Annotated in this window: 23 protein-coding genes, 2 tRNA genes, 1 rRNA gene and 1 other annotated feature (1 of these 27 running past the window's edge); of the genes, 3 read left to right on the forward strand and 23 right to left on the reverse strand. The window is 27.4% G+C overall.

Going from position 1 to position 21170, the window contains the following annotated elements; translation table 11 throughout:
• Window positions 1-77: 77 nt before the first annotated feature.
• The 11 genes from nagB to ARA19_RS14875 all read right to left on the reverse strand — a co-directional run bounded on the left by nagB (window position 78) and on the right by ARA19_RS14875 (window position 10953).
• On the reverse strand, window positions 78-809 hold the full coding sequence (nagB, locus tag ARA19_RS14825; protein ID WP_055071715.1) for a glucosamine-6-phosphate deaminase: 732 nt from the start codon (window positions 807-809) through the stop codon (window positions 78-80).
• The gene (locus ARA19_RS14830) at window positions 806-1528 is read right to left on the reverse strand and encodes a GntR family transcriptional regulator (RefSeq protein ID WP_055071716.1); all 723 of its coding nucleotides are present in this window, start codon (window positions 1526-1528) and stop codon (window positions 806-808) included. Before ARA19_RS14830 ends, nagB begins: the two co-directional genes overlap by 4 nt.
• A 537-nt stretch (window positions 1529-2065) precedes the next feature.
• On the reverse strand, window positions 2066-3214 hold the full coding sequence (locus ARA19_RS14835) for a polysaccharide deacetylase family protein (protein WP_055071717.1): 1149 nt from the start codon (window positions 3212-3214) through the stop codon (window positions 2066-2068).
• 206 nt (window positions 3215-3420) lie between these two features.
• A complete protein-coding gene (locus ARA19_RS14840; protein ID WP_055071718.1) occupies window positions 3421-3651 on the reverse strand; it encodes a glutaredoxin family protein in 231 nt (76 codons plus the stop codon).
• 55 nt (window positions 3652-3706) lie between these two features.
• Entirely contained in the window at window positions 3707-5152 is a 1446-nt protein-coding gene (locus ARA19_RS14845; protein ID WP_055071719.1) for an NADP-dependent glyceraldehyde-3-phosphate dehydrogenase, read from the reverse strand.
• Between the two features lie 16 nt (window positions 5153-5168).
• A complete protein-coding gene (locus tag ARA19_RS14850; RefSeq protein WP_055071720.1) occupies window positions 5169-5405 on the reverse strand; it encodes a glutaredoxin domain-containing protein in 237 nt (78 codons plus the stop codon).
• A gap of 2 nt (window positions 5406-5407) precedes the next feature.
• Window positions 5408-6343, reverse strand: coding sequence for a thioredoxin-disulfide reductase (gene trxB / locus ARA19_RS14855; RefSeq protein ID WP_055071721.1), 936 nt, complete (start codon window positions 6341-6343; stop codon window positions 5408-5410).
• 201 nt (window positions 6344-6544) lie between these two features.
• Window positions 6545-6907 (reverse strand): hypothetical protein, encoded by a 363-nt coding sequence (locus ARA19_RS14860; RefSeq protein WP_055071722.1) that lies wholly within the window; start codon window positions 6905-6907, stop codon window positions 6545-6547.
• Window positions 6908-6944: 37 nt separating this feature from the next.
• Window positions 6945-9407: an ATP-dependent Clp protease ATP-binding subunit gene (locus ARA19_RS14865; RefSeq protein ID WP_055071723.1), complete on the reverse strand. Its 2463-nt coding sequence runs from the start codon at window positions 9405-9407 to the stop codon at window positions 6945-6947.
• 24 nt (window positions 9408-9431) lie between these two features.
• Complete coding sequence (locus ARA19_RS14870; protein ID WP_055071724.1) at window positions 9432-10445, reverse strand: hypothetical protein; 1014 nt, start codon at window positions 10443-10445, stop codon at window positions 9432-9434.
• A gap of 1 nt (window position 10446) precedes the next feature.
• The gene (locus ARA19_RS14875) at window positions 10447-10953 is read right to left on the reverse strand and encodes a UvrB/UvrC motif-containing protein (RefSeq protein ID WP_055071725.1); all 507 of its coding nucleotides are present in this window, start codon (window positions 10951-10953) and stop codon (window positions 10447-10449) included.
• A gap of 356 nt (window positions 10954-11309) precedes the next feature.
• Here ARA19_RS14875 and ARA19_RS14880 point away from each other — a divergent pair, with 356 nt between their 5' ends.
• Window positions 11310-11972: an MBL fold metallo-hydrolase gene (locus ARA19_RS14880; RefSeq protein ID WP_055071726.1), complete on the forward strand. Its 663-nt coding sequence runs from the start codon at window positions 11310-11312 to the stop codon at window positions 11970-11972.
• 52 nt (window positions 11973-12024) lie between these two features.
• On the opposite strand, the gene ARA19_RS14885 is transcribed toward ARA19_RS14880, so the two are convergent.
• From ARA19_RS14885 to ARA19_RS14925, 9 genes are all read right to left on the reverse strand, one after another.
• Window positions 12025-12195 carry a DUF362 domain-containing protein gene (locus tag ARA19_RS14885; protein ID WP_055071727.1) on the reverse strand — a complete coding sequence of 57 codons (171 nt, stop codon included), beginning with the start codon at window positions 12193-12195 and terminating at the stop codon, window positions 12025-12027.
• Between the two features lie 101 nt (window positions 12196-12296).
• A complete protein-coding gene (locus tag ARA19_RS14890; RefSeq protein WP_055071728.1) occupies window positions 12297-12500 on the reverse strand; it encodes a hypothetical protein in 204 nt (67 codons plus the stop codon).
• Window positions 12501-12513: 13 nt separating this feature from the next.
• Entirely contained in the window at window positions 12514-13425 is a 912-nt protein-coding gene (locus ARA19_RS14895; protein WP_055071729.1) for a PSP1 domain-containing protein, read from the reverse strand.
• 3 nt (window positions 13426-13428) lie between these two features.
• Window positions 13429-14403, reverse strand: coding sequence for a DNA polymerase III subunit delta' (locus ARA19_RS14900; RefSeq protein ID WP_242862452.1), 975 nt, complete (start codon window positions 14401-14403; stop codon window positions 13429-13431).
• A gap of 25 nt (window positions 14404-14428) precedes the next feature.
• Window positions 14429-14755, reverse strand: coding sequence for a cyclic-di-AMP receptor (locus tag ARA19_RS14905; RefSeq protein ID WP_055071731.1), 327 nt, complete (start codon window positions 14753-14755; stop codon window positions 14429-14431).
• A 309-nt stretch (window positions 14756-15064) separates the two neighbouring features.
• Window positions 15065-15652, reverse strand: a complete 588-nt coding sequence (locus ARA19_RS14910; RefSeq protein ID WP_055071732.1) for a nucleoside/nucleotide kinase family protein — start codon at window positions 15650-15652, stop codon at window positions 15065-15067.
• A gap of 19 nt (window positions 15653-15671) precedes the next feature.
• Window positions 15672-17099: an aminotransferase class I/II-fold pyridoxal phosphate-dependent enzyme gene (locus ARA19_RS14915; RefSeq protein ID WP_055071733.1), complete on the reverse strand. Its 1428-nt coding sequence runs from the start codon at window positions 17097-17099 to the stop codon at window positions 15672-15674.
• 144 nt (window positions 17100-17243) lie between these two features.
• Entirely contained in the window at window positions 17244-17435 is a 192-nt protein-coding gene (locus tag ARA19_RS14920) for a sigma factor G inhibitor Gin (RefSeq protein ID WP_055071734.1), read from the reverse strand.
• A gap of 237 nt (window positions 17436-17672) precedes the next feature.
• Window positions 17673-18161, reverse strand: coding sequence for a hypothetical protein (locus ARA19_RS14925; RefSeq protein WP_055071735.1), 489 nt, complete (start codon window positions 18159-18161; stop codon window positions 17673-17675).
• 377 nt (window positions 18162-18538) lie between these two features.
• Between ARA19_RS14925 and ARA19_RS14930 the strand changes: the two genes are divergently transcribed.
• Entirely contained in the window at window positions 18539-19483 is a 945-nt protein-coding gene (locus ARA19_RS14930; RefSeq protein WP_055071736.1) for a magnesium transporter CorA family protein, read from the forward strand.
• 240 nt (window positions 19484-19723) lie between these two features.
• Window positions 19724-20602, forward strand: a complete 879-nt coding sequence (locus ARA19_RS14935) for a S66 peptidase family protein (protein WP_055071737.1) — start codon at window positions 19724-19726, stop codon at window positions 20600-20602.
• Between the two features lie 35 nt (window positions 20603-20637).
• Here ARA19_RS14935 and ARA19_RS14940 read toward each other — a convergent pair.
• The 3 genes from ARA19_RS14940 to rrf all read right to left on the reverse strand — a co-directional run bounded on the left by ARA19_RS14940 (window position 20638) and on the right by rrf (window position 20916).
• Window positions 20638-20712: transfer RNA gene (locus tag ARA19_RS14940), tRNA-Cys, on the reverse strand.
• Window positions 20713-20716: 4 nt separating this feature from the next.
• Window positions 20717-20792 (reverse strand) — tRNA-Phe (locus ARA19_RS14945).
• A gap of 6 nt (window positions 20793-20798) precedes the next feature.
• Window positions 20799-20916: ribosomal RNA gene (gene rrf / locus ARA19_RS14950) — 5S ribosomal RNA — on the reverse strand.
• 51 nt (window positions 20917-20967) lie between these two features.
• Window positions 20968-21170: a sequence feature (23S ribosomal RNA rRNA prediction is too short), on the reverse strand (it continues 1635 nt past the right edge of the window).

Here is a 21170-nt window from a genome sequence, read left to right on the forward strand (position 1 = left end):
GAAAATATATCTTTACATAAAAAAATCAAATTGTATAAACATAAATTTGATGCCTATAACAATTTGATTCTCTTCTATTACTTATTTAATTTTGAGGCAGCTGCCTCATCTACTATTATTGTTACATCTCTATGCATTTGAAGCATTGATGCTGGTACTTCTGTAGTTATTTTTCCATTCATTAATTTTTCAACTACATCAGCTTTTCCTTCGCCATTTGCTATAACTAATATTTTCTTAGCTTGCATTATTCCACCAAGTCCCATTGTTATAGCTGTCTTTGGTACTTCATCCATTGAATCAAAAAATCTTGCATTAGCTTCTATTGTACTTTGAGTTAATTTAGTTTCATGACTTCCAACTGTTAAGAAAGTATCTGGTTCGTTGAATGCAACATGTCCATTACTTCCTAAACCTAATAATTGAAGGTCTATTCCACCTAATTCCCTAATTCTTGCATCATAAGACTTACACTCTGCTTCTACATCCAATGCTTGTCCATTTGGTACAAAAGTTTTAGCTTTATCAATATTTATATGATTAAATAAATTACTATTCATAAAATATCTATAGCTTTGATTATGCTCACCTGATAATCCAATATATTCATCTAAATTTACTGTTGTAGCTTTTGAGAAATCTACTTCTTTATTATCACACATTCTTATTAATTCTTTATACATTCCAACTGGAGTTCCACCTGTAGCTAATCCTAAAATAATTTCTGGCTTTTTCTTAACCTCTTCAGCCATGAATTCAGCTGCTAATTTACTCATTTCTTCGTAATTTTTTGCTACTATTAATTTCATTTTATTTTCCCCTCTCTTTTTGAAATATTTACTTCTAACACATATTTATCTGACCTGTATATTGCTTTTTCAACAAATATTAATACTCCTTCATTACTATAAACTCTATTATCACTTTGTAATAAAGGAATTTCTGAATTAACTTTAAATATTTTTCTTAAATTCTCATCCATTAAAACTGACTTAATACTTGATTCTGAATAATCAACTTTATAATTAAGACTTTCTAATAATGTAAATAAAGATCCCTCAACTTGTGATTTAGTAATATCCCCACAATATTCATAAGGTATATAAACCTCTTCATTAGCTATTACCACACCATCAACAACTCTATTTCTATTAATTCTATAGAGCTTTGATTGAGGAAATACACCATCTAATTCTTCAGGCGTATCAACAATACCAAATTCAATAACTTCATTTTTTAAAGACTTACCTGACTTTGATATTATTTCAGAGAAGCTCATCATATCCTTTTGAGTTACTTTTGGTTCACAAACAAAGGTTCCCTTTCCTTTTTCTCTAAGTAGAATTCCTTCTTGTACTAATTCTCCTAAAGCTTGCCTTACAGTCATTCTACTAACACCATAAGCTTCAGACAATTCTCTTTCACTCGCTATACATTGCCCAACCTTCCATTCACTATTATTTATTTTTTCTAAAATTATTTGTTTAATTTGATAATACGCTGGAATAGGACTATTTTTATCTATCATGAACTTTCCTCCTAATAAAATTATACTTTATTTATCTATACATGTCTAGACCACTATACCTCTATTAACATTTTGTTAAATTTTTCTTTCTATTAACTTTATAATATTCTCTCTTCCCTCAACACTTAGTATTGTTTTATTATACTCCTAAATAAGCCAATCTAATTAAAAATAAAAATAAATCTTATTCTCTTTGAATCAATATATGTTATTTTATCCATAGATAGCTTTTATATTCTTAATAAATTTTTTTAATCCTACTAAAAATATAATTACTTCATATTATTATAATCTTTTCTCTATAATATTTATTTTTTATTGATTATATTTTATATTCATTACTTACTATCATCAAGTACTCCCCCATCTACTTTTTAAATGGATATATAATAAAAACAATTACTATAAAAATTCATTAATTTTAGTGAATCTTCAAAAGTCTTTTAAATGAACTTCTACTAAAATTTAGATAAAAAGGACTATTACTAAAGTTGCAATCCAATTTCAACCTAGTATAGTCCTATATATTTTTTCTTATTAACTTATAACTTTAAAATTATACCCCTGTGATTTAAAATATTCTATTACTTGAGGTAAAGCTTCAACAGTAAGCCCTTTAGCAGCTGCATCATGCATAAGAACTACAACATGCTTTTGACCTGCTGAACTTCTTTTAACATAATCAACCATTTGTGATACAGTATATCTTTTTCCTTCTGCATCTCCATTTAGAGCATTCCAATCAATACTTGCTATACCTTCATTTGAAAATTTATTTCTTAGCTCTGGCAAATTAGGATCCTTATAGTATTGTCTACTATTCTCACCACCAGGCATTCTAACCACTTTAGTATTAAAATTGTTACCTAAAACACTTTTTAAAGCATTTTCAGTTTTATAATATTCATTCATATACGTAGAAACATTTATTTTATTCTTTGGATATAATGTAGCAAAATCATGTGTATATGAATGATTTCCTATAGCATTTCCTTCATTATATATTCTTTTTATGTAGTTTGCTCCACCTTTTACTTGTCCACCTAAAACAAAAAATGTACCATGAACACCATATTTATTAAGTATATCTAATACTTTTGGTGTATTTTTACTTGGCCCATCATCAAATGTTAAGAATACAGTTTTTTCATCACTTAATGGACCTGAATAAGTTCCCTTTAACATTTTTGCAACATCAAATCTACTCACAGCATAGCTTTTAGCTGAATCTATTATATTACTTCCATTAGTAGGAGCAACAACTATATTTTCTTGAGTGGATGATGCATCATTACCCTTTTCTAAACTAGTTTCGGTATTTTCTACTTTTTTTATTTCACTATTTTCTTTTTGATCCTTTACCTCACCTGAAGTATTTGCAAGGCTTTTTGTAGTGTCATTATTTGCACTTATATTACTACTATTATCCTTATTATCTGTTTTAATAATATTTCCCTTATCTACATTATTACTTTCGTTTATTGCTGTTGTTTTCTCTTCAATATTTTTATTCTTTTTATCATCACTATTTTTATCATCAATTTTATTAATAATACTATTTGTATCCAATTTATTATTAGCAATTGTAACTGTTGCAGTAGCTACTGTTCCAAATAGCACTGTTGTTAACCCTAATCCCATAAGTATATTTTTCTTTTTTTTATTCATTCGTTCAATTCTTTTCACTGCTCTTCCCCCACTGTTGTTTTTCTTAATTAAATCTTATCAAGTAATGATTACATATTAATTACTAAAGGTTTTAAATTTGATTGTTTTATTTAGAACTTTTTGTTAATAAACTATTAAGTAATTTTTAAAATGTTTTCTCTACAAAAAAAAACAGATATTTAAAACTCTGTTTAAATATCTGCTTTTATATTATTTTAACATCATTATAGTGTTTTTATAGCTTCATCTATAGCTTTTTTATCAAATCCAACTATTATTGTTCCATTAATATCTAATACTGGAACACTCATTTGATTACTTTTTTTAATCATTTCATCTCTTGCTTCCATGTCTTCTCTTACGTTTAAGTCAGTGTATTCTAAACCTTTTGACTTTAAATAATCTTTAGCTTTTACACACCATGGGCAAGTTTCTGTACTAAATACTTTTATCATACGTATCACCTCTGATTTATTTTATTTCTCTTTATATATTATAATACTTTTTTTCTTAATAATGTAGATTTACCACTACAGCTTTAGGTCTTGACATTGATTCTATTGAGTATTTTATTCCTTGAGTTCCCATACCTGATGATTTAACTCCTAAGAATGGGAAGTGGTCTGGTCCTCTTTCAGTTTTGTTATTCACTTGAACTGTACCAACTTCTAATCTGTTACCTATATAGAATGCTTTTTCTATATCTTGAGTGAATACTGAAGATTGTAGACCGTATTCTGACTCATTTGCAATCTCTATTGCTTCTTCCATGTTAGAAACTCTGATTATAGGTAATACTGGACCGAAAGGTTCTTCCCAAGCTAATCTCATATCTTTAGTTACATTATCAAATAATGTTGGTTGAATTAATTTTCCTTCTCTTTGACCACCTGTTAATAAAGTAGCTCCTTTAGCTTTAGCATCCTCCATTAATTCTTCTACGTAGTCTGCTGCTTTTTCATCTATTAGAGGTACTACTACAACATCATCTTTATCTAATGGGCTTCCCACTGATAATTTTTCTACTTCATTTTTTATTTTTTCAACTAATACATCAGCAATTTCATTTTCAACTAAAACTCTTTTTACTGCTGTACATCTTTGTCCTGAATAAGAATATGCACCTGCAACTATATTTTTTACTGCTAAATCTAAATCAGCATCTTTTAATACGATAGCTGCATCTTTTCCACCTAATTCCATAAGAAGTGGTTTCATTTCTGTTAATCTAGAAATTCTCTTACCAACTTCTGTACTTCCTGTGAAGTTAACAAAATTAACTATTGGATGTGTAACACAGTAATCTCCTATTACGCTTCCTTTACCTGTAACTGTATTTAAAACTCCATCTGGAAGACCTGCATCTTTAAATATTTTTGCTAAGTATAATCCACTTAAAGCTCCTTGTGTAGCAGGTTTAAATACCACTGTATTTCCAGCCATTAAAGCAGGTCCTATTTTTGAAGCTGCTAAGTTTACAGGATAGTTAAATGGTGATATAGCTAAAACTACCCCTAAAGGTTCTCTTGTTACAACAGATACTTTCTTTCTGTTAAATCCTGGGAAACTATCTGATGGAATACTTTCTCCTTCTAAAGATTTAGCTGTATCAGCTGTAAACTTTAAGAAATCAGCTGTTCTAACTATCTCTGATAATGAACTTTTCTTATCTTTACATATTTCTCTCATTAAAAGGTCTGCAAATTCATCTTTTCTTTCTAAGATTAAATCTGCTGCCTTATAAAGAATTTCTGCTTTCTCATGTACATTTACTGTAGCCCAATATTTTTGTGTCTTTTTAGTTGATTCCATTACAAAGTCAACATCAGCTTGGCTCATTGCTGTTACTTTTCCTAAAACACTTTCATCTATTGGTGATTTTATTTCAATAAATTCTTCATTTTCTGGCTTGTATTCTACGCCATTGACAATATTTCTGTATACTATACTACTCATTTGTTTTCTCCTTTGTTTATAAATTGTACTTTTCTATTAATCTATCTACTTCTTCTTTCTCAAAACCTACTAATACTTCATCATTGACCTTTAGTACAGGTACTGATCTTTGTCCTGAGATTTTTAGAACTTCTTCTCTTTCTTCTTTACTGTCAGCAACAGTTACTACTTCATAGTTCACACCTTTTTTATCCAAATATTTTTTTAATTTGTTACATGGTGGGCACCATTCTACTGAATAAACTTTTACCATAATTATTTCCCCATTTCCTCTATATATTTAGCTACTTCAAGTGCTGCTATTGTTCCATCTGATACAGCTGTTGTTATTTGTCTGTATTTTTTATCAGTTACATCACCTATAGCATATACTCCATCTATATTTGTTTTCATATCTCTATTTACTTTTATATATCCATAATCATCTGTTTCTACTTTATCTTTTATTAGTTCTATTTTAGGCTCTGTACCTATATAACCAAAAACAGCTTCTAATTCTATTTCTTTTACTTCTAATGTTTTGGTATTTTTAATTATAGCTTTTTTTACTAAATTATCACCTTCAACATTCACTAAATCAAAATTATATAATATTTCTATCTTAGGATTATTTTCAACTTTCTCTAAAGAAGTTTTTTCTCCTGTAAAATAATCTTTTCTTCTTATTATATAAACTTTTTTAGCTATATTACTTAAAAACAATGCTTCCTCTAATGCTGAATTTCCTCCTCCAACAACTCCGATAACACTATCTTTATACATAGCTCCATCACAAACTGCGCAATAATGAATACCTTTACCAGCAAATTTTTCTTCATTTTCTATAGGAAGTTTTTTAGGACTTGCTCCTGTAGCAATTATAATAGCTTTAGGTTTATAAATATAATCCTCTGTTTCAACTATTTTTTCATTATTTTCAAATGTAACACTTTTAATAGTATCAAACTCTTCTATTTCAACACCTACTGATAATGCATGTTCCTCAAATTTTTTAGCAAGTTCTTCTCCAGATATTGAATTGAATCCTGGATAATTTTCTATCATATAACTTGTTTTAACTTGTCCACCTATATATTGATTTTCTAAAACTAATGTACTAAGATTAGCTCTCCCTGCATAAATAGCTGCTGCTAACCCTGATGGTCCTGAACCTATTATTATTAAATCTATTTCTTTCATTTCCTTAGCCATTAAAATTCACTCCCTTTTTGCTGATATTATTATCATATCCAACATTATAAAAAAAATTCACCATACCCCTTGGGGGTATCTTTAAATAAATTATAACATTTATTTTTTTAAAATCAACTGTTTTTTTGATAATTAATTCTAATTGTCAGAAAATTAAAAATAAAATGACATATCTAATCTCTTAGAATATGCCATTTTGCTTTATTTATTATTTAATTTTCTTTTTTTATTTTTTTGTTTTTTATATCTAAATAAACTTCTAGCAATTTTATTTTCCAATGCATATACACATAAAGTAATAAATCCTAACAATAGTACAGATAATATTTTAAACTTTGCAAATAAAATACCAAAAGTTAAGAAAATAATCCCCTTTACTAATATTGGTACAGCTATATCTCTTCCTAATTCTTCTTTAAGATCTATACCTTCAAGTTCCTCTTCACTCACAAATGTTATATTAAGTTTTTTTCTTTTTGCTACTAGATAAGAGTAAACTATTAGTGCAAATCCAATAATTGATGATATTACTTCTACAAATCTAACCAATAAATTGTCCCTCACTTTATAATCACCTATATTATAACATTTATCCTTATATTTACTTAGCGACTAAAGAAAAATTTATACTTCTTTCATCATTTACAGCTTCTAAAGTATCTCCATTATTTATTTTTCCTAGCAATATATCCTCACTTAATTTATCTTCTATATATTTTGTTATAACTCTTTTTAGTGGTCTTGCACCATATTGTAACTCATTTCCTTGTCTAACTAAAAACCTCTTACTTTCATCAGTGAAATTTATTGTTATATTATTATTTTTAAGTCTATCCACAGTATCCTTCAATAAAATATCTATTATTTTAATTAAATCATCTTCAGTCAACTGATGGAAAACTATAATTTCATCTAATCTATTAATAAATTCTGGTTTAAATCCCTTCTTGAACTCTGCTAACATATGCTCTTTCATTTCTTCATATTTTTCTTTATTTATATCCTCTTTATATGAAAATCCTAATTTATTTTGCTTTTTTAAAGTATCTGCTCCTATATTAGATGTCATTATTATTATGGTATTCTTAAAATCAACGACTTTTCCTTTTCCATCTGTTAATCTTCCATCTTCTAATATTTGCAATAATATGTTAAACACATCTTTATGAGCTTTTTCTATTTCATCTAACAGTATAACTGAATATGGATTTCTTCTAACTTTTTCTGTTAATTGCCCACCTTCGTCATATCCAACATACCCTGGAGGGGCACCTATAAGCTTTGACACATCATGTTTTTCCATATATTCTGACATATCCACTCTTAACATATGTTCTTCACTTCCAAATAACGCACTTGCAAGAGCTTTACATATTTCAGTTTTTCCAACTCCTGTTGGTCCTAATAATACAAAAGATCCCATAGGTTTCTTTGGATCCTTTAATCCAACTCTTGATCTTCTTATTGCTTTTGCTAAAGCCTTTATAGCTTCTTTTTGTCCAATTACTCTTTCTCCTAATGTTTTTTCTAAATTTAATAATTTTTCACTTTCTCCTTCTGTTAATTTCTCAACAGGAATTTTAGTCCATCTAGCTACAATAGCAGCAACATCATTTTCATCTAATGTTTGTTGTTTATTATTTTTTTCTAAAACCCAATTATTTTTTAATTTATTTAATTCAGATTTCAATGTTTTTTCCTTATCTCTTAATCTAGCTGCTTTTTCAAAATCTTGCATTGATATAGCATCTCTTTTTTCCATAGTAGTTTTTTCTATTATTTTTTCTAACTCTAGTATATTTTCTGGCATCTTAAATCCTTCTATTTTAATTCTTGCTGCCCCTTCATCAATTAAATCTATGGCTTTATCTGGTAAAAATCTATCATTAATATATTTAACTGATAATTCCACAGATGCATTTATAGCTTCATCAGTTATAATAACTCCATGATGATTTTCATAATTACTTCTTAGTCCCTTCAAGATACTTAAGGCATCTTCTTTTGTAGGTTCACCAATAGTAACTGGTTGAAATCTTCTTTCTAAAGCTGTATCTTTTTCAATGTGTTTTCTATACTCATCTATAGTTGTAGCTCCTATGCATTGAATTTCTCCTCTTGCTAGAGCCGGTTTTAAAATATTTGATGCATCTATAGCCCCTTCTGCTCCTCCAGCCCCTACTATAGTATGAATTTCATCTATAAATAAAATTACATCCTTATTTCTTTTTAACTCATTAATAGCATTCTTTAATCTATCTTCAAACTCACCTCTGTATTTTGCACCAGCAACCATAGATGTCAAATCTAAAGTTATAATAGTTTTATCTTTAAGTATATCTGGAATGTCACCAGAAACTATTCTTTGAGCTAAACCTTCTACAATTGCAGTTTTTCCAACTCCTGGTTCTCCTATTAAACATGGATTATTTTTATTCCTTCTACATAGGATTTCTAATACTCTTTGTGTTTCATCATCTCTTCCTATTACCGGATCTAATTTTCCATCTTCGGCTAATGAGGTTAAATCTACTCCATGTTTTAATAACACATTTATATCTTTTTTATCCTTACTTCTTTTCTTATTTTCTATTTTATCTTTATCCACTATTCCTTCATTTTCATAACCTAAGTAATCTCTTAATTGCTTTCTTATCTTACTAAAATTAACTTCTAAATTACTTAATATTATATATGCAACGCTATCTTTATCCTTTATTAAACTTAATAAAATATGCTCTGGTAAAACATAGGTTACATTAGCTGATCTTGCTTCAGAGATACTTTCTTCTAAAATTCTTTTTGTTCTAGGGGTTATAGGAATTTCTAGTAAAGGATAACTCATATCTATATCACCAATTCCTATATATTCCTTTATTAAAGCTTTAACTCCATCTAAAGTTACATTCATTGATTTCAAAATTTTTTTTGCTTCACCATCATCATTTAATATACCAACTAAGATATGTTCTGTTCCTACGTATCCATGATTAAATTCATTTGAAATAATTTTTGCATTATCTAAAACCATCTTAGCTCTATCAGTAAATTTATCAAATATCATAAATTAAAATACCCTCCTAAATTATCAACCAATTAATCTCTCTCTTATTATCTTAGCCCTTAAAATTTTTTCTTCTTCTTCATTCTTGTTATTTTTTGACATTACTTTTAAATTATAATATTGTATATCTTCTATTAGCTTATCTACTGTTGCTAACTTTATAGAATCTATTAAATAAAACTCTATACCTAATCTTAATTTAGATAGTAAATCTATGGCTTCTTCAAAAGTTATTATCCTTGCATTTGTTAATACTCCATAAGCTCTGAAGACCTCATCTTCTACAGCATTTATAAATGCATCGTTATTCATCAACTCATCCCTAAACCTTTTTTCTTTTAATATTATTTCATTTGCCACTGCTTCTAAGCAGCCTATAATTTCTTCCTCAGTATCCCCTAAAGACTTGATGTTACTTATTTCATAAAAAGCTCCATTACCTTCTCCAAAAACACTACTTAGACCTACATCTATATTTTTTAAGTTTAATTTTAAATCTTCCACTTCTCCCTTATAACTTAATATTGGTATATGCAAGACTAAATAAATCTTCATAGCAGTGCCTAAATCATTTTTATCCATAGTTAAATAACCTAGCTTTTCATCAAAAGCAAATTCAAATTCATCGTCTAGATAATCATCTAAATCTTTCACCATCTTATAATTTTCGCTTAAAGATAAACCTATTGTCGTTTTTACTATGGTTATATGATTACCTTCATTTAACATTACAGCTACGCCACTTAAATCATCATAAAGAAATTCACCACTTTCTTTATTGTTAAATAAGTGTTCATTAATTAAACCTCTTTCTAAAAATTGGCCACTTGTCTCTCTTGATTCTTCCCTTATTTTAAAAACTTTAAACTTATATTTCTCTAAATTTAATATTTTATTTTTTATTTCTCTAGCAATCTCTATTGCGTCCATATTATCTAAAAAAGAGGAATATATTTTATCATCTAAATTTCGAATTAAAGAAACTTTTGACTTTAACACTATATTTTTATTGCACCTATTTTGTAACTTTCTATTCATTCTATTCCTCCTCTCTTTTAAATTCTTTTTCTAAGTCCTTTAATTTATCTCTTACAGTCGCTGCTTTTTCAAATTCTTCGTTTTTTATTAATTCTTTTAACTCTATTCTTAAATTATCTATACTTCTTTTATTCTTTATTTCTTCTCTTTTTCCTCTAGGAACTTTTCCAATATGCTCTTTTCCCTCTAAAAAGTCATACTTCTGAGAAAAAACTTTATAACATTCACTACAACCACAAATTCCACTTTCCTTAAAATCCTTGTAAGTTCTACCACATTTTTTGCAAAATAATTCACTTTTTTCATCTTCTTTATAGTTGTCCATATAATCCAATAAGCCATTTAATATTTTATTAAAATTCAATTCCTCTTTTACTTCCTCTTCAACTGATATATTATTTATTTTTAGAGCACACTCTTCACAAAGCATTTTATGCTTCTTTTTTCCATTTACTATATTTATAAAATGAACAACAGCCTTATTTTTTTTACAAATTTCACATATCATAATATAACCTCTCAAATTTAAATATTTATTTAAATAATCAATATATATTTATCTAATGACTAGTATCTGTTTCCTCATAACTAATATCTGTACTACTAAAATCTCTATAAGTTTAATATAAAAGACACTCATCCCTAGATAAGGACCTATAAAATTCATTTAGAGTCAAAACTCTATCTAAATTAAGTCTTAATATCCTCAATTATCTAACCTAGTCTCTTATCTTATTTTTAACAAAAAACCTCTTAATTTATTCTTATTATAAAATATATTCGTAATTTCATTATTTTCTCTCTATTTGTTTAAAAATATATTTATTGCAAATAATTATTAATATGTATTAGGAGGTGCATATTATGAATATTTACTTCAATGGTAATTCTTCATTTTTATTAGAAACTCGCAAAGGAAGAAGAATACTACTTGATCCCATGGAACTTATAGAATTAAAAGAAAATATAAATCCTAATATAAACTTAGTAACTATAAGCCATAACCATAAAGGACAAAATTTAAATTCTTATTTTTATGACGATACAGAAATACTCTACACATCAACTGATTTTACTAATGATTTTTGTAGTATTAAAGCAATAACCTCCTTTCATGACAATCATAATGGTCAGAAAAGAGGCCCTAACATAATCTTTAAAATAAATTGTGATGGCTACTATCTATGTCATCTTGGTCATCTTGGTCATAAATTAAATGACAATATAATAAATTCCCTAAAAGAAATTGACATATTATTTGTTCCAGTTGGAGCATATTTTACAATAGGACTAAAAGATTTAAAAAATCTTATAGAAGAAATTAATCCTAAGTATGTTATTCCAATGAGCTATAAAATAGATAAGTATTCCTCTTACTTAAAAGGTTTAGATTCCTTCCTTTTAAAGTTTAAAAATTATAACTATAAAAAATTAGATTACTTACCACTAGATAAGCAACCTAAATACTCTACACCTTTAATAATAATTTTAGATATTAATAAGAAAAAAACCTTAAACTCTAATTAAAATAAAAAAAAGGAAGTAATCTCTAAATATGATTACTTCCTTTTAAATTCAATTACTCTTGAACTGGTGCTCCAACTGGGCATACATTAGCACAGTTTCCACAATCGATACAAGTATCAGCGTCAATTACGAATTGAGTATCTCCTTGTGATATTGCACTTACTGGACATTCTGCAGCACATGATCCGCAGTTTACACATGAATCTTCTATTTTATAAGCCATTATAAAACACCTCCTAAAATTGTGGTATTAATTTACCAAGTTTATTTTATCATAATTTTTTTTATTTTAAAAGCATATTAAATACATATTTTTTTTAGAAATTAAATTGTACTATATCCTAAATTTTCAATAGTATCGAAAATTTCTTCTTCTTTTATATAATGCTCATCGTAAATAACATCTATAATTCCTTGAGTAGCCTTAATTTCACAGGCAATAATACCATTCTTATTTGCTAAAGCTGTTCTTATATCATTGATAATATTTTTATTATTTAAATTGATAACTCTTATTGAAGATTTCATTGTAATTCCTCCGTTAATCGTTCTTAAATAACTCTTTTATTAATTTTTTATCCATTTCGTCTGTTACTTCTAATCTTATATCATTATCTTCAACTTCACCTTCATAGTGTCCTTCTATTAATTCTATATCTTTAATTTTAAATATATCTATGAAGTCTTCATCTTTTTTGCCTCTTTTAATTCTTACTTTAACTTGTTCTTTAACAACACTATTGTCAATTACTTCTCCCTTACCACATTCTGTTGATACTATAGAACCAACCTTAGGGAGTCTCTTTCTTATTTCTTCATAAGTACTTTGCTCGTAATTTAAACAACACATAAGTCTTCCACAAATTCCAGATATCTTAGTTGGATTAAGTGATAAATTTTGCTCTTTAGCCATTTTTATTGACACTGAAGCAAAATCACCAAGAAAAGTAGAACAACATAAAGGTCGTCCACATGGTCCTAGACCTCCAATCATTTTAGCTTCATCCCTAACCCCTATTTGTCTAAGCTCTATTCTTGTTTTAAATATAGTTGCTAAGTCCTTAACCAATTCTCTAAAGTCTACTCTTCCATCTGCAGTAAAGTAAAATATAACTTTATTATTATCAAAAGTATATTCTACATCTATTAACTTCATACTCAATCCGTGTTCTACTATTTTCTTTTCACATATCTGAAAAGCATCTTTTTCCTTAGCTTTATTTTCCTTATGTTTAGCTTCATCTTCTACTGTTGCAACTCTTAAGACAGCTTTTAAAGGTGCTATAATTTCATCTTCACTTATATACCTTTTCCCTATTACACATTCTCCAAACTCTATTCCTCTAGCAGTTTCAACTATTATGTAATCATCTTTTTTAACATCTTGACCATTTGGATCAAAGTAATAAATCTTACCAGCTTTTTTAAACCTGATTCCGACAACTTCTATCATTATTTAGTCCTCCAACATTTTTCTAATCATTGTATTGAATGTTAGCCAGCTATTTGTATTACTAACTAAATTCATTCTTGTTTCATCTATAATATCTATTATTTTATTCATTTTCTTATAAGATAAAGAAACAGCTAAATCTTCTAGCCTGTTTATTTTATCTATATTTATTATTAATTCCTTGTTACTTACTTCTTTATAAACTATTATATCCCTTATTATAGATACAAAGCTTTCTAGAAAAACATCTTCTTTACCTTTTATATCAACCCTTATTTCATTACTTATATTTGATATTTCTATATTTCTTTTAGAATTTAAAGTTATCATGTTAATAGCTTTAAATTCATCCCTCTGAGAAATAACATCTAAAATATCTATAACTACATCCCTTATATTATCAAAGCTTACATCCTCTAAAAAGCTACTTACTCGTCCAGGAACACCTGCACTAAATGATATTAATGAATTTAACATACTATCTTGAACATCTTTAAAATCTCGTTTTATAAACTCTAACATTTCACCTTTACTAAGTGGTGAAAGTTTATGAATTTGACACCTTGATTTTATAGTATCTAACATAGAATCCAGACTAGTTGATAATATAAATATATAAACACCTTTTGGAGGAGATTCTATTGTTTTTAATAAGGCATTTTGCCCTTGCATAGTAATTTTTTCTCCTCCATAAAGTATTACCACCTTCTTATTAAGTTCATAGGGCTTTTTATTAATTTCCTCTATGACCTTTCTTACATCATCGACACCAAAAGAATTTTTGTTTAATTTATAATTAACAATATCAACATGATTTTCTTTATAGTCTATATTTAAAATGTCACACGCAAATTTTTGTGCTATAACGCTTTTCCCTATACCGTTATCACCTACAATTAAATGAGCATGTGCAACAGAATTTCTTTCTATAGTTCTTTCAAAGCTTTCTATTATTTTTTGATGTCCTATTATATTCACCAATAGATTGCCTCCTTAAAGTAAATTAAAATTTGAAATATTGGTCTATATCAAGGACAAAAACAGTAGCTCCTCCTGTTTGAACTTCTAATGGATAAGGCATATATATTCCTGTTGGATCTGGTACAATTTCAGGTTCAACTATAGCCTCTCTAGTTTTGCAACTTTCTTTAACTATATCAATTACAGAACTTACTTTTTCCTTTTCAACACCAGTTAAAATAGTAGTATTTCCTTGTTTTAGAAAGCCACCTGTTGTTGCTAATTTAGTTACAGAAAAACCAGCTTCTGTTAAATTATCTACTAAATCTATAGCATCTTCATCTTGAACTATACTAATAACCAATTTCATAAATAAAACCTCCATAAAATCAGATAGGATCTATCAATGTTTATTTTCCTAAACTAAGACTTAATCATGTAAATATTTATCTCCAACCTATAGAAAATTGGAGTATTATAAATTCTAGTCATCAGATAATAATCCATTGATTAACTGTAAAATAAACTTAATTACTTTATATATTTACTTTTAATTTCCTTAACTAACCCAAATACCTAAATATTAATTTTTAAAATCTCTTACATAAAAATTATAACATTATTTTTAGTTATTAAACATTACAATCTAAATATCTCTTCAATATTTTCCAATTTTAAGTTAATTTATTAACTTATATATATGATCTTTTATTTCATTCACTGTTTTATCTAAATCATAGTTAAGAAATCTTTTTTCTATTCTAAGTTTCTCTAAATTTTCTTCTGAAAAGTCTTTATTATCAGCTAAGAATCTTCTACATACTTCATCATAATTAGGGTTTTCTTGGCGCTCTTCTCTTTCAATAGCTCTTTTTAGTCTTATAGCATCATCTAACTCTATATATATAGGTTCTATTTTTTCTTCTCCATAATACTTTTTATAACTACTATAAGCTTCTAAAGTTATTATAACCACATAATTATTATTCAAGTCTATTTTTCCATCATCAACCGTGAAATAATACCAATCACCATGAACAGTGTGATAACATCTGTATTCGATTATCTTTCCTTCTTCTTTAAGTTTATGAAAGGTATTTTGATCTGTAAAATTATATTCAACGCCATTTGTTTCATTTTTTCTAATTGGCCTTGTAGTATAACTTACTATTTCCTTAAGATTCAACTTTTCATCTTCTTTTATATATTTAAAAATAGTATCTTTACCTGAACTACTTTTCCCCATAATACAAAATATTTTCCCCATGTATTCCTCCAAATTATCTTTAATTATTTATGACTTTAACTTTTTTATCTTCTACACCTAAAATTGTAACACCATCTTCTATATATTTATAAATTAAATTAATATGTTTTTCTTCCATTAGTTCTCCCATAATTAAAATTGGAACCCCTGGTGGATAAGGAATAATATTTTCTGCTACAACTCTATTTTTAGCTTCAGTAATGTCTATTTTTTCTGTAGTTTTTTCAACTGCTTCAAAAGGTGCCATTACTATTTTCGGAATAGTAACTTCATAAAATCCTTTTTCTTCAGCTTTTATTGATGAATAATCACATTTTCTTAGAACTTCACTTAATCTTTGAAAATCTTCCTTAGAGTTAAATGGTGACGGAATTAAAACAACGTTCCTTTCATCACTCATTTCACTCTGAATTCTATTATCTCTTAAATAATCTAATAATTTATGTCCTGAATATCCTTCTTTTAAATGAATTACTATTCTGCTTTCATCTATACTTAAATTCTTATACTCTTTAAGATAAGCACTATCAATTATATTTATTTCCTCAATGTCAGAAACACTTTCCTTGAATTCATTAATATAATCTATAAGCTTATCATAAGCTTCTTTCCCATGTTGTTCTAAGAAGTATCTGCCATATTCTAAAGACATCATAAACATATAAGAAGGACTAGTACTTAAGAATATACCCTTATAAAATTTCACCTTATCTAATAACGATTCATTATTTACATGGATATAAGCTGTTTGAGTTAAACTAGGTAATGTTTTATGAGCACTCATAATAACAATATCAGCTTTAAACTCTTGTGCTGACTTTGGCAATTTTTCATTAAAACCAAAATGAGCCCCATGAGCTGAATCTACTAAAACAATTAATCCATTTTCCTTACAATAATCTATTATTTCTTCAGTATTAACTCCAATACCATGGTAGTAAGGATAAGTAAGTACAATTCCTTTAATATCATGGTTTTCTTTAATAATATCCTTTAAATGCTCCTCATTAATTGCTATAGGACATTTTAAATCTTTGTCTACTATATTATCCACATAAATAGGTTTTAATTTTCTCATTATTATCCCATTCATTATGCTTCTATGACAATTTCTTTCAACAATTATTTTATCCCCTTCATTAAAAGCTGAAAATATCATAATTAAGTTACCTGATGTACTACCATTAACTAAGAAAAATGATTCCTCACTTTTATATAGTTTAGTTAACATTTCTTCTGATTCTTTTATAATGCCCTTTGGACTATGTAAATTATCTAGACCATCTACCTCAGTGATATCTCCTCTTAATAATATTTCTCCTATATGTTCCTGTAAAAAACTTTTACTATACTTATGACCTGGCATAGAGAAAGGAACTATATCTTCCTTTAAATAATTATCTATAGCCTTTATAATTGGTAATTTATTAAAATCTAATTTATTCATTAGAATTGCTCCTTAACTAGTTTCATTCAATGTTCAAAATATAATAATATTTTAACCATAATATTATTATAACAAAACTCTAAAACCTTAATAGGCATTACTATGATATCCTAAAAAAAAGAAAAATGCTAATAGAATATTCTACTAGCATTCTTCCTTTATTTTTCCTGATATATTTTCTTTTATTCTATTTTTATAGAATTCATAAAATTCTGAAGTTACTTCTGCTTCAATAGCTTTTTGCTCACAACTAGAACATATTTTTTTATTTCTTATAAGTATTCCATCTTCGCCTACCTTACCACAAATTATACAAATTTTATTTTTAATATCCATTTCATTCCCTCCAAGGCAACTTAAGATTTAATTGAACTGAATTTTAGTAAATGTTATCTAAAGTTATCTCCAGCTTATAGAAAGCTAGAATATTACATCTTCCAGTTATCATATAAAATTTCCATCTATAAGTATCTCCAATAACTTCTTTTTATATACATACTTATAAAATAAAAAAGAGCTAATATACTTCTTCATTAAAGTATACTGCTCTTATATGCTAAAATTATCTTGGTATTATTTAAAGCTTTTTATTTTAGTAATAAATTCATTACTTGGTTGGAAATAAAATTTATTATATTCGCCCCTATCATTTTCATATATACAAAAATACATTGGCGCAAATAATAAACCACAACCATATTTTCCGCCATTTTTACATTTATACTTTTTAGCTTCTTTCTTATCATTTCCAAAATAAACAATCTTATTTACTTTTACATTTTCAAGAACTTTATGTTCTTTACTTATAATCTTATGAATTAACAACTTATCTGAAACTATAGAATATCTATAGCTTGTCTTACATTTAAGATAAACTAAATATAACATAATAATAGTTGTTAAAATAAATATTGGATCTGTTATGTTCTCAAGTGTAAAATTATAAATTCTTAAGCTTCCTACAAACTTAGCTAATCCAATCATAATACTAGCAAAGACAACACTAATTATTAATGCACTATCCCTTCTTTGCTCTTTAATTTCTTTATGCATAATTCCCATGTCTCTGTATCCCCCATAAAAAATAAAATATATGCAACAGTGCAATTATACTAAGTTTTTAACAGTAAATCTACAGCTTTAAAGCTTTAATTTATCTAATATTCTTCTAAATCCATCAATAATCTTTGTTATAATCTACTTTGCATAAATTATCTCTGTATTATTTTAAATTACTCCGTAATCTACTCTTTCTTAAATGTTACATAAAAAATAATTTACTTTTGTAATAGTATATTATAAATATTTAGGTTAAAATATATAGAAGAAATACTTATCATAGTATATAATAAAAATTCACATCCTATATAAATAATTATAAGGGTGCTAATTATCATGTTTTAAATAAATCACTAATATTTACTTTTAGGGGGATAGCTATGATTCAAATTTATAAATCTTCCACTGAAAATGATGGCAAATTAATGAGTATACAAAATATAGAACCAGGTTGTTGGATTAACTTAATAGCTCCATCAAAAGAAGAACTCATTATAATATCAAAAAAAACTAACGTTCCTTTAACTTTATTACAAGCAGCTTTAGATAGTGAGGAAACTTCACGTATAGATATTGAAGATGATAACTTATTAATTCTTGTGGATATACCATTTACAGAGGTTGAAGAGAATTCCTTAACCTATGATACTTATCCACTAGGTATTATACACACTAAAAATGAAATAATAACTATTTGCTCAAAAAATAGTAAATTGATATCTGATTTTACTCAAAATAAAATAAAATCCTTTTACTCATTTAAGAGGTCACGTTTCATATTACAAGTATTAAATAGAGTTTCTACATACTATCTTCTATATCTTAGACAAATAGATAAAAAAAGTGTTATGCTTGAAAAAAGACTTCATAAATCAATGAAAAATCGTGAACTTATTCATTTGCATTCTTTGCAAAAGTCTTTAGTTTATTTTTCAACATCCTTAAAAGCAAATGAAGCTACTTTAGAGAAAATGCTAAAATTAGATATAATCCAAAAATATGAACAGGATAAGGATATATTAGAAGATGTTATTATAGAAAATAAACAGGCAATAGAAATGACTCATATATATAGTAATATCCTTAATAATACTATGTCATTTTTCTCTTCTGTAATATCTAACAACTTCAATAGCGTTGCAAAAATACTTACTTCTGTTACGGTAATTTTATCACTATTCACTATAGTTTCAGGAATTTATGGTATGAACGTTCCATTACCTATGTCTAGCGATCCTAGAACATTTTATTTCTTAATGGGTGGTACAATATTCCTTAGTATAATACTTGCATATTATTTATATAAGAAAGACATGTTTTTATAAAACATGTTTTTTTATATAAATAATTATAAATATAGACTCAACTCCATCTAAATGCTTAGTCAACGTTATCTAGAAACGTGATGTTGCTTATTTCACACTTATAGAGTATTACTCCTCTAACTATCAGATAAATATCTTAATCTTATAGAGACTTTATGTATTACAGACACTAGTCATTAGATAATTTACTATAATAAATTGAGACTTAATTCAATTTATTTATTTAAAGGAGGAGTAATTATGATTCCAAATATTCTAAATAAAGGTGATACTATAGGAATTATAGCACCTGCTAGTGGAAGTGACGCTGAAACATTTAATACTTATATCGCTAACATGAAAAATCTAGGCTTTAATATTATAGAAGGAAAAAATATGAGAAACTCAGACTTTTACTTAAGTGCTAGTGACTTAGAAAGAGCTCATGACTTTAATGAAATGTTTCGTAATAAAGATGTTAAAGCAATTATTTGTTTTAGAGGAGGATATGGTTCTATGAGAATGATAGACCATATTGATTTATCATTAATAAAAAGAAATCCTAAATTCTTTTGTGGTTATAGTGACATCACACTATTATTAAATTATATAAATGCAAAAACAAATTTAGTTACTTTTCATGGACCTGTAGTAAAATCAAACTTTTGTGATTCCTTAACTCGAGAATCTTTAATAGAAACTCTGACCACTCCCTTAAAGGATAAAATAATAGATTTCTCAACATTTCCAGAAGTTATGTCATTCAATGAAGATATAGTGAATTCTCCAATAGTAGGAGGAAACCTTTCTATTATTTGTAGCTCTCTATGTACTCCTTATGAAATTGATACCCATAAAAAAATATTATTAATAGAAGAAGTTAATGAAGCTCCTTATTCCATAGATAGAATGCTTACTCAATTGAAATGTGCTAAAAAATTAAATAGCTGCTCTGGTTTTCTTATAGGTCATTTAACTCCTAAAAATCCTGAACTCTTACAAGTTGTTTTAAGTATATTACTCCCATTAAATAAACCCATATTAGTAGGACTACCAATTGGACATAGCTATCCTAATCTGACAATACCTATAGGTTTAAAATGTACTGTTGATTTTCATTGTAAAAAAATAATATTTTAAATAGAAAAAAAGCTTCAGTATATACTGAAGCTTTTTGGAGGCGCCACCCAGATTTGAACTGGGGAATAAAAGTTTTGCAGACTTCTGCCTTACCACTTGGCTATAGCGCCATAATGGTGGCTCGAGCAGGAATCGAACCAGCGACACGAGGATTTTCAGTCCTCTGCTCTACCGACTGAGCTATCGAGCCACATTGACCTGGCAACAACCTACTCTCCCACACGGTCACCCATGCAGTACCATTGGCTTTCTTAGGCTTAACCTTCGTGTTCGGAATGGAAACGGGTGTTACCCTAAGAAACATAATTACCAGATTAGAGAATTGTTCTCTGAAAATTATATATATATTAGTTGGAACTATATTTTAGATCAAGCCCTCGACCTATTAGTATCGGTCAGCTGAACATGTTACCATGCTTACACCTCCGACCTATCAACCTTGTAGTCTTCAAGGGGTCTTACTAGATTGCTCTATGGGAAATCTTATCTTGAGGGGGGCTTCACGCTTAGATGCTTTCAGCGTTTATCCCTTCCCGACGTAGCTACCCAGCTGTGCTCCTGGCGGAAC

Origin of the sequence: Clostridium massiliamazoniense, from assembly GCF_001403635.1 — a bacterium.
Lineage (GTDB): Bacteria > Bacillota > Clostridia > Clostridiales > Clostridiaceae > Sarcina > Sarcina massiliamazoniense.

Excerpts from the sequence above, each read along its gene's own strand:
- nagB (WP_055071715.1), bottom strand. The coding sequence starts at position 809 with ATGAAATTAATAGTAGCAAAAAATTACGAAGAAATGAGTAAATTAGCA.
- ARA19_RS14830 (WP_055071716.1), bottom strand. The coding sequence starts at position 1,528 with ATGATAGATAAAAATAGTCCTATTCCAGCGTATTATCAAATTAAACAA.
- ARA19_RS14840 (WP_055071718.1), bottom strand. The coding sequence starts at position 3,651 with ATGATAAAAGTATTTAGTACAGAAACTTGCCCATGGTGTGTAAAAGCT.
- ARA19_RS14845 (WP_055071719.1), bottom strand. The coding sequence starts at position 5,152 with ATGAGTAGTATAGTATACAGAAATATTGTCAATGGCGTAGAATACAAG.
- ARA19_RS14850 (WP_055071720.1), bottom strand. The coding sequence starts at position 5,405 with ATGGTAAAAGTTTATTCAGTAGAATGGTGCCCACCATGTAACAAATTA.
- trxB (WP_055071721.1), bottom strand. The coding sequence starts at position 6,343 with ATGGCTAAGGAAATGAAAGAAATAGATTTAATAATAATAGGTTCAGGA.
- ARA19_RS14865 (WP_055071723.1), bottom strand. The coding sequence starts at position 9,407 with ATGATATTTGATAAATTTACTGATAGAGCTAAGATGGTTTTAGATAAT.
- ARA19_RS14870 (WP_055071724.1), bottom strand. The coding sequence starts at position 10,445 with ATGAATAGAAAGTTACAAAATAGGTGCAATAAAAATATAGTGTTAAAG.
- ARA19_RS14875 (WP_055071725.1), bottom strand. The coding sequence starts at position 10,953 with ATGATATGTGAAATTTGTAAAAAAAATAAGGCTGTTGTTCATTTTATA.
- ARA19_RS14880 (WP_055071726.1), top strand. The coding sequence starts at position 11,310 with ATGAATATTTACTTCAATGGTAATTCTTCATTTTTATTAGAAACTCGC.
- ARA19_RS14885 (WP_055071727.1), bottom strand. The coding sequence starts at position 12,195 with ATGGCTTATAAAATAGAAGATTCATGTGTAAACTGCGGATCATGTGCT.
- ARA19_RS14890 (WP_055071728.1), bottom strand. The coding sequence starts at position 12,500 with ATGAAATCTTCAATAAGAGTTATCAATTTAAATAATAAAAATATTATC.
- ARA19_RS14895 (WP_055071729.1), bottom strand. The coding sequence starts at position 13,425 with ATGATAGAAGTTGTCGGAATCAGGTTTAAAAAAGCTGGTAAGATTTAT.
- ARA19_RS14905 (WP_055071731.1), bottom strand. The coding sequence starts at position 14,755 with ATGAAATTGGTTATTAGTATAGTTCAAGATGAAGATGCTATAGATTTA.
- ARA19_RS14910 (WP_055071732.1), bottom strand. The coding sequence starts at position 15,652 with ATGGGGAAAATATTTTGTATTATGGGGAAAAGTAGTTCAGGTAAAGAT.
- ARA19_RS14915 (WP_055071733.1), bottom strand. The coding sequence starts at position 17,099 with ATGAATAAATTAGATTTTAATAAATTACCAATTATAAAGGCTATAGAT.
- ARA19_RS14920 (WP_055071734.1), bottom strand. The coding sequence starts at position 17,435 with ATGGATATTAAAAATAAAATTTGTATAATTTGTGGTAAGGTAGGCGAA.
- ARA19_RS14925 (WP_055071735.1), bottom strand. The coding sequence starts at position 18,161 with ATGGGAATTATGCATAAAGAAATTAAAGAGCAAAGAAGGGATAGTGCA.
- ARA19_RS14930 (WP_055071736.1), top strand. The coding sequence starts at position 18,539 with ATGATTCAAATTTATAAATCTTCCACTGAAAATGATGGCAAATTAATG.
- ARA19_RS14935 (WP_055071737.1), top strand. The coding sequence starts at position 19,724 with ATGATTCCAAATATTCTAAATAAAGGTGATACTATAGGAATTATAGCA.